General features: G+C 63.6%; 7 protein-coding genes. 2 read left to right on the top strand and 5 right to left on the bottom strand.

Annotated elements, in window-relative coordinates; translation table 11 throughout:
• Window positions 1-3: 3 nt before the first annotated feature.
• Window positions 4-1,623, top strand: coding sequence for an alpha/beta fold hydrolase (locus BV071_RS21845; RefSeq protein WP_265594733.1), 1,620 nt, complete (start codon window positions 4-6; stop codon window positions 1,621-1,623).
• Window positions 1,624-1,979: 356 nt separating this feature from the next.
• Here BV071_RS21845 and BV071_RS21840 read toward each other — a convergent pair whose 3' ends face one another.
• From BV071_RS21840 to BV071_RS21825, 3 genes are all read right to left on the bottom strand, one after another.
• Window positions 1,980-2,627 carry a terminase small subunit gene (locus BV071_RS21840; protein WP_265594732.1) on the bottom strand — a complete coding sequence of 216 codons (648 nt, stop codon included), beginning with the start codon at window positions 2,625-2,627 and terminating at the stop codon, window positions 1,980-1,982.
• Window positions 2,628-4,161: 1,534 nt separating this feature from the next.
• On the bottom strand, window positions 4,162-4,461 hold the full coding sequence (locus BV071_RS34410; protein ID WP_075090976.1) for a hypothetical protein: 300 nt from the start codon (window positions 4,459-4,461) through the stop codon (window positions 4,162-4,164).
• Window positions 4,462-5,293: 832 nt separating this feature from the next.
• Window positions 5,294-6,286 carry a hypothetical protein gene (locus BV071_RS21825; RefSeq protein WP_265594731.1) on the bottom strand — a complete coding sequence of 331 codons (993 nt, stop codon included), beginning with the start codon at window positions 6,284-6,286 and terminating at the stop codon, window positions 5,294-5,296.
• Between the two features lie 347 nt (window positions 6,287-6,633).
• On the opposite strand from BV071_RS21825, the gene ppdK reads away from it, so the two are divergent.
• On the top strand, window positions 6,634-9,480 hold the full coding sequence (ppdK, locus tag BV071_RS21820) for a pyruvate, phosphate dikinase (protein WP_035611763.1): 2,847 nt from the start codon (window positions 6,634-6,636) through the stop codon (window positions 9,478-9,480).
• Between the two features lie 182 nt (window positions 9,481-9,662).
• Here ppdK and BV071_RS21815 read toward each other — a convergent pair whose 3' ends face one another.
• Together BV071_RS21815 and BV071_RS21810 are read right to left on the bottom strand one after the other, a co-directional pair.
• Window positions 9,663-11,816 carry an FUSC family protein gene (locus BV071_RS21815; RefSeq protein ID WP_052573716.1) on the bottom strand — a complete coding sequence of 718 codons (2,154 nt, stop codon included), beginning with the start codon at window positions 11,814-11,816 and terminating at the stop codon, window positions 9,663-9,665.
• 57 nt (window positions 11,817-11,873) lie between these two features.
• Window positions 11,874-13,412, bottom strand: a complete 1,539-nt coding sequence (locus BV071_RS21810; RefSeq protein WP_081886148.1) for an arylsulfatase — start codon at window positions 13,410-13,412, stop codon at window positions 11,874-11,876.
• Window positions 13,413-13,415 lie beyond the last annotated feature (3 nt).

Below are 13,415 nucleotides of genomic sequence, written 5' to 3'. Positions count from 1 at the left end.
ACCATGCCCCGAAGAATTCTCTGCACCATCTCGATCCTGCTGTTCGCAGGCTGTGCCGCGCCGGTTTCCTACACCCACACCCACAGCCCCACACCCAAGGGTGACTATGTGGTTTCCCCGCTCTCGGACGCGCTGAGGGAGCTGGAAGCCGGCAAGGCAGACAAGAATCCGATCCTCGCCAGCGGTCACTTCTTCGACTGCGCGCGGCTCGCCGGCGCCAAGGCGCTGGAGGGAGAAACCGGGGCGGTGGCACTCTACAACCACGCCGTAGCCCGCTTGGTGGAAAGCCTGGAACAGGCGAAGTCGCTGCCATGGGACCGGGCGATCACGGTGGGCTCCGGAGAGGGTGCCCGCACGCTGCGCGGGAAGTTGGAACCCGGGGCGCCCCGGGTGGAGCGCCAATACCTCGCCGCCGACAACCTCAGCTTCAAGGGCAAGTATGCCAAGCAGGCCATCCGCCCGGGAGTGGGGGCCTGCCTGGTCGCGCTCTCCCCGGCGAACAAGGATTTCCGGAAGACCTACGATCTCCCGAAGAGTCACGCGGCGCTCACCGCGGTGCTGCGCTTCCAGAACGAGAAGGACGGCACTCTAGAACTGCACGATCCCTTCGAGGAAGAGCGGATTGCCATCGCTGGCCGGAATCCCTCACTGGCTGCGGATTTCGGTGCGCCGGTTTCCATGTCCATCGCCGTGGACCGCCCGGACAAGTTGGGGCTGATCCGCCTGCTCAACCCGCAAAAGTATTCCGACACCGCCCGGCTGATGCGGCTGCAGAAGTACGACAAGAACCGCATCCCAGTGCTCCTCGTCCACGGCTTGCAGGACACGCCGGTGACTTGGGCACCGATGTATCTCGCGCTGATCAATGATCCCGAGATCCGCGAGCGCTACCAGTTCTGGGTCTTCAGCTACCCGAGCGGCTACCCTTATCCCTACTCGGCCTCACTGCTGAGGAAGGAATTGGACGGCATCGACAAGGAATTCCCCGATCACAAGGACATCGTGATCGTGGGGCACAGCATGGGCAGCCTGATCAGCCGCCTGATGGTGACGGATGCGGGCGACAAGCTGTGGCTGAATCTCTTCGGCCATCCCCCTGAGCAAACGAAAGTCAGCGGTCCCAGCCGGCAGCTCTTGGTCGACTCCCTGATCTTCACCCATCGCAAGAATATCCACCGAGCAATCTTCATCTCCGCGCCGCACAAGGGTTCTGGCTATGCCTCGAACTGGATCGGACGCCTCGGCTCGCGGCTGGTGCGAGTCCCGAGCTTCCTGGCCGATGCCCGCGACGCGGTGTCCTCCGTCATGGTGGCAGACAGTGCCTCGATGGTGCTGGAGCGCGCGCCGAACAGCATCGATACCCTCTCACCGAACAACCGCTTCGTGAAGGCGATCAGCGCGATGCCGATCGCGCCGGGGGTGACCTACCACTCGATCATGGGCGATCGCGGCAAGGGCGACACGCCGAACTCCAGTGATGGGGTGGTGCCTTACTGGAGCTCACACCTCGAGGGTGCGGCCTCGGAAAAGATCGTCCCTTCGAACCACAGCGCCCACCAGAATCCGGAGGGGATCGAGGAGGTGCGCCGTATTCTGAAGCTCAACGCGAAGGTGGAGCACTGATATGGGGTCCGATCTGTGGAGGGACTTTGCAGCAAAGGCGGGGGAACCACGGATGGACACGGATTTCCACGGATGAAGATTCAGTGGCGGAGGCTTTTTCTGCCTTTCATCCGTGGTTGGCGGATCCGCTGCGTTTCAGGCGAGGCGGTCAAAGGCGGGGATTTGAACAGGAGAAAGGCATGAGAAAGGCAGGAGGTGGAGGAGTGAGGTGAGAAGCTCACTTCTCCGGCAGTGGAGCCGATATCGTCGGCTGCGGGGACGGCTGGGCGGTTGACGGGGGCCGGCTCCCAAAGCCGCGACATGTCGCAGCACTCGATAGGACGGGTTCGTTTGCGGAAGCGGCCCCCATCGACGGGTCACTGGACGCTCGGCGGGACTGAAGGATGCTGCAGTCCCATGAGAAGGGGCGAGACGATCCTCACTCTCTCGGCAATCTCCCGGATCGTCTCGAGGTCAAAGATCGCGAGGTCTTCCTCGTCGTCGTCCAAGCCTGCCGCGGCCTTGGGGAAGTGTCCGGCCAGCTTCGAGTCCAGGTCGATGGCCCGCAATTTATCGGGCATCTTGATCCGGCGCCACAGGATTACGGTATCCGCTTCGGTTGTGGGGTCGGTTACGGTCTCCGCTGCGTTGTCGTCGCTTGGAGTGCCGCCCGCCTGCGTTGTCGCTGTGGTTCTCTTTTTTGTTTTCTCGTAGAACTCTTGGCAGAGCCGTGAGTCGGGGCCGATGCTGCCGACCGGGGTGTGGACCACCTCGGCGAGGAAGCGGCGCTTCTCGACGATGGTGAGCAGGGTGGTGTCGAGGCTTGCCGCGAGGTTCTGGATCTCTGCGACGCGGGCGGCCACGCGCGGGGTTTTCAGGAGGAGGCAGCCGTTGGCGGTGGCATCGGGTTGCTGTTTGGAGTAGCCGGCTTCGACGTAGGCCTGGGAGGCGGGGAGGCCTTGGGCGACGAGTTGGGCGAACTTTTCCTGTCTGGGGTTGAGGGGCCTTGGCCTTGGCTTTTTCATGTGGTGCATCGCTGGTTTGGTTTGGGGGCACTTCGTGCCTCTCAAGGTGGAAAACTAGCGAGCGCTGGAGACGGGCGACACGGGCGCTTTTTTGAGCGTCTCCGTCAGATCTGCTGGTGGGTTCCGGAACAGCCATTCAACCGCAGATGAACGGGATGCACGTAGATGAAGAAGATTGAGACCGGGATGGATCCGATGGATGGGTTAGGAAAGAGGAATGAAGCGGTGGTCGGCGAGGAAGGTGCCGAAGGTAGAAAATGAGACTCTTGTCTTTATCTTCGTGAGTCCGATTCGGCTGCGGTTGGAATCCATCAGCAAACCTGACGGAGAACCGTTTTTAGGTGAGCGTGGCTGTCGGGTTTTGAGAGATAGTTTGGATGGAGGTGGGCTCCGGAACTTATCGAAGGCCCTGCGGCCGCGATGTTAAAATGCGAGAACCAAGCCCATTCAGATGGAGCGGAGTTTCGGTGAAGCGGCAAAGAGGATGGCGGCTGGCACGAGATTGCCGAAGCGCGATCCGAGGGCGGCGATTTCTCGGATTAGCTCGCCCTTTCAGGGCTCGAAAATCGTCGACGCATGACCTCCCCGGGCGATGCCCGGGCTACGATAGGATGCCCCTTTGTGGCGGGAGAAGGCAGCTAGTTTTGATACGAGGCCGGGTCTTGAATTGGCACGATTTCCCGTGGCTCGCAGGGCAAAGGAGATAGCGTGAGCAAGAGGGCTGGAGGCTCCGCGTTCCCGGGAGGCAGGGTTTGCTTCGGCATCGCTCCCGATCTGGAAACGAGGTTCTCCTGCTGCTTCACGGCAACTGGGTTGCCTGCCGAAAGCGGCAGCAGGCTGCACGCAGTCCAAGGCCGCTACGCGGCGGGATCCACTTGATAAGGAGGCGAGCTTTGGTGGTGGGTTCGCCCGACCGGTGAGGCGAGGCGGGAGACCTCGCGGTCCCAGGAGGCCTGATGCGGGAACGCGGGGTGGTTGGCTCGAGCGGTGAAGCGAGGCGCTGCCACGCTGTCCCGGTGGGGCTGCAAATGCGGTGTGCACGGAAGATGGCGGCAGACGCACAGCTAGGCGAATCCCGGGAACCAATGGAAGCGAAGCTTGGTCCGGGAACCGCGCTGATAATGGGAATCGTTCCGGGGGACCGGCACTTCCTCGCCAGTATTTCCGACGAGGCGTTCAAGGGTGCGGCGGGAGGCGTGGTTGGCAGGGTCGCAGGTCAAGATCCACTCCGGAGCAAGCCGCCGCGCAAAGGGGGCGAGAGCCCGACACGCAGAAAGAGCAAGATGGTGGCCACGGAATCTGCGGCGGATTCCGTAGCCGATGTGGCCGACCACGCTGCGGAGGTGTTCGCTGTCGCCCAACCGCAGATTGAGGTGCCCGACGTCGAGGGAAGCCACCCTGATCCGGAAATGGCAGTAGGGGGCAAGTCCAAGAGCGGTGGGAGCGATCAATCTCACAAATCGGAGCGTGACCCCGGCATCAGTGAGGCAATGGCCGAGCGAGGGAATGGAAGAGCCGGGCGACATGGTTCGGTTCAGACAGAGGAGTTTTCGCAGTGGTCTGCGTCTTCGCCTTTGTAGGGCGGGAGACCCAAATTGTCGCGGAGATCGATTTCAAGATGACCACGGGCATCGTGACCGTCGAGGGGTGCCACGGTACCCGTGAGGATGACGGGCTGGTCTTCCGGAATCTCAACAGCAAGCACGCAGCGGCTGGACGAGCTTTCGATCCATTCAATGCTGACCGGATTACCGGGCGGCCATTCGCTGGCAAAGGCCGCGGCTTGAGCGTGCTGCGGGCCGACGATCGTGCGTGAGTTGAGGACGATCTTCATGGGGATGTCTTCGCACGAGGGATGCCAAGCCGCGCGCTGGCACGCCGGGTGGATGGCGGAGTGAAGCGTAGCAGTTGGGGAGATTAGAGCCGACGCGGGGACTCCGGGCGGGGATGAATGGGCATCCTCTGCCGTGGTGAGTGTGTTCCATCTGCAAATGGCAAGGCCAGGCTTTGCACGATGCGCGAGCTCTTCCCGGGAGCTGCGAGCTTTTACAATGACGGGAGGGCGTGGGTTTGGTTCAGCGTCGCTCCCGATCTGGAAACTAGGTTCTCCTGCTGCTTCACGGCAACAGGGTTGCCTGCCGAAAGCGGTAGCAGGCTGCACTCAGTCCAAGGCCGCTGCGCGGCGGGATCCACTTGCTAGCGGGGCGGGCTTTGGTGGTGGGTTCGCTCGAACGGTGAGGCGAGGCGGTGCCGCGGCGCTCCCGGTGGGGCAGGCACTGTGGTGGGCACGAGGGATGGGGTGGAGGCCCTGTGTCCGGGGAAGCAGGGTTAGCTTCGGCATCGCTCCCGATCTGGAGACGAAGTTCTCCTGCTGCTTCACGGCAACAGGGTTGCCTGCCGAAAGCGGCAGCAGGCTGCACGCAGTCCAAGGCCGCTACGCGGCGGAATTCACTTAACAAGGGGGCGGGCTTTGGTGGTGGGTTCGCTCGGCCGGTGAGGCGAGGCCGGAGACCTCGCGGTCCCAAGGGGCCTGAGGCGGGAGCGCGGGGTGGGAGTGGCAGGTAGCCGCTTCGCGATGGGCAGAAACGCCCGTCCCCGGGGCCGATAGGTCGGCGCCGGGGACGGGTTGAGGGAAGAAGGTCGGGCCTGAGGCCGTCCCGTTGGGCTTACTTGTCCTTCTTGGCCTCGGGGTCGTTTTCCTGCAGCCACTTTTCGCGGGCGGCGAGGTTTTCGCGGAGGTCGCGGATGTTTTCGCGTTCTACCACGGCTTCGCGGTAGAGGGTGAGGGTTTTCCGGACGTCGCTGCCGATGTCGCTGCGGGCTTCGGCGAGAAGGCTCTTCAGGTCGTCGGCCTCATTCTTGGAGGCGGATTCTTCCGGGGTGAGAGCGGGGCGCGAGACCTCGACGAGCTGGGCCTTGCGCTGCTGGAGCATGCCCTCGACGTTGGCGAGTTCTTGCTGGCGGATCTCCTTTTCCGCATCGCTGAGGCCAGCGGCGTTCACCGCGTTCTTGGCGGTATCGCGGCGACCGCTGAGGTCGGCGATGGCCTTTTCAAGGGCTTGCTGGGCTTCGCGGCGGGCCTTTTCGGTCTCCACCTTGTCGCGGCGATTCTGGCGCCAAGCCTCGCTGATGCGGCTGTTTTCGTAGTAGGTACCGTTGTCGTAGTAGGTGTCGCCGTCGTTTTCGTACTTCTGGACGTCGGTGCCGCCGGGCATTGATTTCACCAATTCCACGATGTCGGCGATGCGCTTCTCGGCCAGTTTGTCCATGGCGGCGAGATCGGTGGAGAGGGCTTCTTTCTCTGCGGCGGGATCCTTGGCGAGGCGCGCCAAGGTGTTGCGGCGCTCGGTGCGGTAGATTTCGACGAGGCGCTTGAGCCCGGCGGCGGCCTCGCCCTTCACGTCGGAAATGCGGCGCTTGGAGTCCTGCGAATCCTTCAGGCCAGAGAGCATTTTCACGAGGTCCTCGATCTTCTTGTCGGTCTTGGCCGAGCGGTCGCGGATCTCGCCGGCGACTTCGTCGAGACGCTTCTGGCGGGCATCAATGCGCTGCTTGAGCGTGACCACGGACTCACGGCGGGCGGCAAGATCGACGGTGGCGGACTCTTGGGCAAAGCCGAGGCAGGTCCCCACGAGGAGCAGACAGAGACAGTTTTTCATGGTCTGCCGGTCTATCACCCCGTTCAGGCGGCCGCTATTGCACCAAAGGTTACTATCCTTTGGTTCCGAGAAGATTAGCATCCCGCCGGGATTGCCTTCGCCGCGCTGCAGTTTTGGGTGAGAGCAGCGATCGCGGAGGTCTTTTGAGATCTGGATCGAGATGCGTGATTTGCCGCTGTGATGGCATGTGGGAAACGGTCTCCTGCAACGCGTTCCACAGACGGAACTGGTTCATTGACACAAGCTTCTTGGTCGCTAGCCTCGCGCGTCCGCGCCCGGGGGTACGGCGGCTTTTTCGCCGTCTCCACGCGCCTTTCCCAAGACCAACCCCACTCCAACAACAAGAGATGGCTACCGTGAAGAAGTCCGCCAAGAAGGCGGCCAAGAAAGCGCCCGCTGCCAAGGGCACCAAGTACGTTTACACCTGGGGCAACGGCAAAGCCGATGGCAACGGGTCGATGAAGGCTCTCCTGGGCGGAAAAGGCGCGAACCTCGCGGAAATGACCCGCATCGGTCTGCCAGTGCCTCCGGGATTCACCATCACCACGGAGGTCTGCACCTACTTCTACGGCCACAAGAAGACCTACCCGTCCGTGCTTCAGGCACAGATGGAAGCCGGTGTGAAGAACATGGAGAAGATCATGGGCTGCAAGTTCGGCGATGCGAAGGGCATGCCGCTGCTGGTGGCCGTGCGCTCCGGTGCCCGTGACTCCATGCCGGGCATGATGGACACCATTCTCAACCTGGGCCTCAACGATGAGACCGTGCTGGCCCTCGTCGCCGCCACCCAGAACGAGCGCTTCGCTTGGGACTGCTACCGCCGCTTCGTGCAGATGTACGGCGACGTGGTGCTCGGCGTGCAAAAGACCGAAGGCGAAGACCACGAGCCCTTCGAGGTCGTGATCGAAGAGTTCAAGCACGAGAAGTATGGCAAGGATCTCGTCGATTCCGACCTGACCGCCGAAGACCAGAAGGAACTGGTGAAGCGCTTCAAGGCGCTGGTGAAGGACCGCACCGGCAAGGGCTTCCCTGCCGATCCGTGGGAGCAGCTGCGCGGTGCCGCTGGTGCCGTGTTCGGTTCCTGGATGAACGACCGCGCGATCGTGTATCGCCGCAAGTACAACATCCCGGCCGAGTGGGGCACGGCGGTGAACGTGCAGGCGATGGTCTACGGCAACACCGGTGACACCTCCGGTTCCGGCGTGGCCTTCACCCGTAACCCGGCCAACGGCGTGAACGAATTCTACGGCGAGTTCCTGGTGAACGCCCAGGGCGAAGACGTCGTCGCCGGCGTCCGCACCCCGGAGCCGGTCGCGCTGATGAAGAAGGCGATGCCGAAGCCCTTCGCGGAACTGATGAAGGTGCGCCAGATCCTGGAGAAGCACTTCAAGGACGTGCAGGACGTCGAGTTCACCGTGCAGGAAGGCAAGCTGTTCATGCTGCAGACCCGCAACGGCAAGCGCACGGCTGCTGCCGCGCTGAAGTTCTCCATGGACATGGTGAAGGAAGGCCTGATCGACTGGAAGACCGCGGTGCTCCGCAACCCGGCCGACCAGCTCGACCAACTGCTGGCCCCGATCTTCGACCTCGCCGAGGTGAAGAAGGCCAAGGAACTGGCCAAGGGTCTCCCGGCCGGTCCGGGTGCCGCCTCCGGCAAGATCTACCTCAACGCCGACCGCGCCGCGGCCGCCGCTGAAAAGGGTGAGCGCGTCCTCCTCGTGCGTAACGAGACCTCTCCGGAAGACCTTCGCGGCATGATCGCTGCGGAAGGCATCCTCACCGCCAAGGGCGGTGTGTCTTCCCACGCGGCTCTCGTGGCCCGCCAGATGGGCAAGGTCTGTATCTGTGGTGCCGCCGCCATCGAGATCGACTACGACAAGAAGACCGTGAAGGTGGCCGGTGAAACCTTCAAGGAAGGTGACTACCTCTCCATCGATGGCACCAGCGGCACCGTCTACGGCGGTGAGCTGAAGACCGCTCCTTCGGAAATCATCACCGGCATCGTCGATGGCGACAAGGCCGCGAAGAAGACCGAGAAGTTCAAGAGCTTCCTGAAGCTGATGGAATGGTGCGAGCAGGCGACCAAGATGTCCGTCCGCACGAACGCCGACACCCCGGAGCAGACCCGTATCGCAGTGGCCTTCGGCGCTGTGGGCATCGGCCTGACCCGCACGGAGCACATGTTCTTCGAAGGTGACCGGATCGACGCGATGCGCGAGATGATCCTGGCGACCACGCTGGAAGCCCGCAAGGCCGCCCTGGCCAAGCTGCTTCCTTACCAGCGCGAAGACTTCACCGGCATCTTCAAGACCCTCAAGGGTCTGCCGGCCACGATCCGCCTGCTGGACCCGCCGCTCCACGAATTCCTTCCTCACACGAAGGAGCAGCAGCTCGACCTCTCCAAGAAGATCGGCGTGCCGGTGGAGAAGATCATCCAGCGCGTGCACGACCTGCACGAGTTCAACCCGATGCTGGGTCACCGCGGCTGCCGTCTCGGCATCGCCTACCCGGAAATCACCGAGATGCAGGCCCGCGCCATCTTCGAAGCCGCCGCTGACGTGGCGAAGAAGAAGATCGCCGTGAAGCCTGAGGTGATGATCCCGCTGGTCGGCTTCGGCAAGGAGTTCGAACTCCAGGCCGCAATCGTCCACAGCGTGGCGAAGGAAGTGATGGCCGAGAAGAAGGTCAGCTTCGAATACCAGGTCGGCACGATGATCGAAGTGCCGCGTGGTGCTTTGACCGCCGATGAGATCGCGAAGGGCGCTGAGTTCTTCAGCTTCGGCACGAACGACCTGACCCAGACCGCGCTCGGCATCAGCCGTGACGACATGGGTGCCTTCCTGATGCCGTACATCGAAAGCGAAGTGTTCTCCAAGAACCCCTTCGCCACCCTCGATGCGACCGGCGTGGGCCAACTCATGGAGACCGCCGTCACCAAGGGCCGCAGCACCCGCCCGAACATCAAGCTCGGCATCTGCGGTGAGCACGGTGGTGATCCGGACTCGGTGAAGTTCTGCCACAAGCTGGGCCTGAACTACGTGTCCTGCTCGCCTTACCGCGTGCCGGTCGCCCGCCTCGCCGCTGCCCAGGCCGCAATCGAGGAAGGCAAGAACGCACCTGCCAAGGCTCCGGCCAAGAAGGCTGCGAAAAAGGCCGCAAAGAAGGTTGCCAAGAAGGCCGCGAAGCGGAAGTAATCGCGCGCCTTTCCAGCGGCGGTCATAGCAGAAGCCGCTGAAGAGATTCAAAAGCCGCCCCGGGAGACCGGGGCGGTTTTTTTGCTTGGGGGAATCCGAGCAAAATCTCCGACACGCCTCCGGCGTTAAGAGAGATGCGAGTGAAGCCTGGTGATCACACCGATTCGTGGGCCTTCCAGATCTCAGCGCTCCTGTGTGGCAGCTAGCATCATCGCGCTCATCTCGGTGAGGATGCGCGAGAGTTGGGGGAAGACCCACGGTTCGCGGAAGCGGGAGGGGTCGCGGTGATCGGGATCGATCTGCGGGAGGGAGACGGCTTCCAGTTCTGTTAGAATATTCTCCAACGATTGCGGGGTGGCTGGGCCTTGCAGGGCTTTGAAGCTGGCTGCGCCGAGTGACTGGAGTTCGTCCAAGATCTCGGGGTGGCGGCTATGCTGGTCGTTGAGATGGAGGGTGACGACGGAGAGGGCGTTGGTGACGCGCTGGTTGCCATTGGCGAGCGCGGCGGCGCTTTCGAGGCCGTCGCGGCGGCTGCGGGGATCGGCATTCATGCGGCGCAGGGAGGAGAAGACCTCGCTGTTCGCGGACTCGGCGGCACGGCGAAGCATGAGGAGTGATTCGTCCAAGACGATTCCCTGCTTGAGGCGCTGGAGCACTTCCTTGAGGTAGGCGGCATTGGCCGCGAGTGCCTGAGCCATGATCGCGGGGAAGCGCTGGCGTTCCCAAACCGGCCAGAAGATCCAGGCTGCGGCGAGGGCGAGGAAGCCGCCGGCAAGGGTGCAGCCGAGGCGCTCGGCGGTGACGGCGAGGGTGACGGGCTGGTGAGCTTCTAACAGGAGGACGACATTCAGGGTGATGAAGATCACGGCGATGCCGTAGGCGCGCTTCACCCAATAGGAGAAGGCCGCGATGGTGAGGGCGGCGGCAGAGAGGAGAACCCACAGCGGTGGATGCAGCCAGAGGAGGCTGCTGGCGATGACGCCGCCGGCCACGGTGCCGAGCATGCGCTCCGCGGCGCGCTTGCGGGTCGAGCCGTAGTCGGGCTGGAGGACGACCATCATGGAGAAAGGCAGCCAGTAGCCGTGCGGGATCTGGAGCCACTTGAAGATCACCACGCCGATGGACACCAGGATGGCGATGCGGGCGGTGTAGCGAATGAGCGCGGGATCGACCTTGCGGCTGAGGTTGAGCGATGCGGCGAGAGGTCGCAGGGCGAGCGAGTGGAGGTCGGCGAGTTCCAGCGAGAAGGCCCCGTGCTGGCCGGCACAATCGAGGGTGGCCAGCAGTGCTTCGTGGACGAGCTGAAGCTGCTCACCGAGCTGCCGCAGCATATCGTCCAGCTGACCGGTCACAGCGGCGTCATCGGGATGCGCTTCCAAGCTGGAGCGCAGGACTTCGAGGAGATTCTCCAAGCGCGTGAGCCTGACTTCGAAGGCCGCGAGATGGGAGGGCTGCCGCGAGACGACGGCGAGGGCCACGGTGCGCGAGGTATTCGAGAGTGAGTCGAGCAGCGGTGCAAAGGATGGCACCAAGGGTGAGAAAGTCGGTCGCGCCATCGCGGCTTCCAATGCGGTGTTGAAGGCAATGATGCGGACGGCAAAGCGAGCGGCGGCGAGGTTCAACAGCTCGAGGCGCTGCTGCCAGGAGCCCTTGCGCCTGGCTTCGGGAGCAAGGAGGGCCAGGGTTTGGTTCATGGTAGCGCGGAACTCGGCTTGCTTTGCGGTGATCCGCTCCGCGCGGTCCTTGCCTTCTGGCAGCATGGCATCCAGCAAGGTGGCAAGGGAGAGCCAGCTCTCTGCCACAGTGCGGCGAAGAGGATGCTGCGGGTGGAAGGGCCAGCCGATGACTTGGAGCAGCACTCCGAAAAGGCCCCCGGCGAGGGTACCCAAGGCTGGATGAATCGCACCTGCCTGCGGGACATGCAGCGAGAGGGAGACGAGGAACATCAGGCCGGTGGAGACTGCGAGACCCGGCCCGTAGTCGCTACTCAGGTGACGCCAGAGCCCACCCGCCACGGCCATGGCCAAGGTGCCCGCCAGGGCCAGCGGAAGGCTATAGGCACCCGCGATTCCGAGTGCGGTGGCCGCCGCGAGGATCAGGCTCATGGCCAGCAGTAGCCCGAAGCGCAGTGAGTAGGCGCCACGGACATCGACCAGCGAGATGGTGTGCGCTGCAATGCAGGCGAAGACGGGATCGAAGCGGACGCCGCTGTGCAGCGAGAACAGCAGCGGCAACATGAAGGCCACCACGCCGCGCAGGGCACGGCGCAGATCCGGGCCCAAGGATTCGGGCTCGCGGCTCAGGGGGATGGGATCGGTCGTGCCGCTGGCCGGCATGGCCCTAGACTCCGGGAGATTGGGCCGGGATCAAAGGGGAAATGCTCCCCTCCCCTGCTACTCGGCCAGCAAGGGCAGGAGTTCCTTCACACGCTTGGGGAATTCGATTGGCTTGCCGTCGTTGGTCTGTGGGCTGCCGGGAGTGGTGCGGCCATCGCGGATGGCCTTGGCGAGGGTGCTGGCCATTTCCTTGACGCGATCGAGTTCCTTGTCGGCGAGGTTCTTGGACTCGGCGGGATCGTCCTTGAGGTTGTAGAGTTGGACGGGATAGGCCTCGGCGGCGGCGGGAGAGTCGGGCTTGGGATCAGACCAGCCGCCTGAATCCGGGCAGAGGCAGAGCTTCCAATCGCCCTGGCGGATGGCGAAGGAGCCGTTGATGGAGTGGTGGATGGTGAAGGGGCGGGAGTAGGTGGGCTCGCCCTTGAGGAGGGGCATGAGGGAGAAGCTGTCCTCGGCGGTGTCCGCGGGGATGGAGGAGGCCTTGCCGAGGACGTCGGCTGCGGTGGCGAAGAAGTCGGTGGTGCAGATGGTGGTGGCGCAGGTGCTGGCGGGCTTCACCTGGCCGGGCCAGCGGACGATGAAGGGCGTGCGGTGGCCGCCTTCCCAGATGTCGGCCTTGGTGCCGCGCAGGTCGCCTAGCGGCTTGTGGCCGTGCTTGAGCTGGTCGGCGAGTTTTGCCGCCGGCGCGAAGCCATTGTCCGAGGTGAAGATGAGCAAGGTGTCCTTCGCGATGCCGGCGGCATCAAGTTCGGCGAGGACTTCGCCTACGACCCAATCGGTCTCCATGAGGAAGTCGCCGTAGCTGCCGATGCCGGATTTGCCTTTCCACTGCGCGGTGGGAACGACTGGCGTGTGCGGGCTTGTTAGAGGGAGGTAGAGGAAGAAGGGCTTCTCCTTGTCCGCCGCGGCACTCTTGATGAAGTTGCGGGCCTCAGAGGCGAAGTCGGGGAGGCAGTTTTCGGCTTCGAAGTCCTTGGCCGCGGGGCCGGGGCGCAGCCAGGTCTTGGTGACGGTGGGGATGGCGGTGGGCTTGTCATTGCGCAGGTAGACGAAGGGTGCCATGTCCAGGGAGGCGGAGATGATGAAGCTCTGGTCGAAGCCGAGTGTGAGCGGGCCGCGCTTGACGGGCTGTCTGTAGTCGAGTTTCCAGCCTTCGCCTTCGGTGGGGCCGCTTTCCGCGGTGCGGGCCTTGTCGAGCTTGCCCCAGCGGAGGCCGAGGTGCCACTTGCCGATGATGGCGGTGCGGTAGCCGGCGTCCTTGAGCAGATTGGCGACGGTGGTCCGGCCTTCCTTGATGAGCGGCTCGCCATTGCCGGGCAGCACCGCTTGCTTGAGCGTGGAGCGCCAGTTGTAGCGACCGGTCAAGATGCTGTAGCGGGTGGGCGTGCAGACGGAGGATGAGGTGTGCGAGTCCGTGAAGCGCATGCCTTCGGCTGCCAGGCGGTCGATGTGCGGTGTAGGCACCTTGCCGCCCATGTAGTGGGGGTCGCCGTAGCCCATGTCATCGGCGAGAATGTAGACGATATTCGGGGCGGCGATGCCGGAGGACATCGTCACTGCCAGAACTGTGGCCATGGCTGCGAGGAGAAAGTGCATGGG

The sequence above is a fragment of the Haloferula sp. BvORR071 genome, from assembly GCF_000739615.1.
Lineage (GTDB): Bacteria > Verrucomicrobiota > Verrucomicrobiia > Verrucomicrobiales > Akkermansiaceae > Haloferula.
Note: the sequence above shows the minus strand (reverse complement) of the source record. Positions and strands in the feature narration are given on the sequence as shown.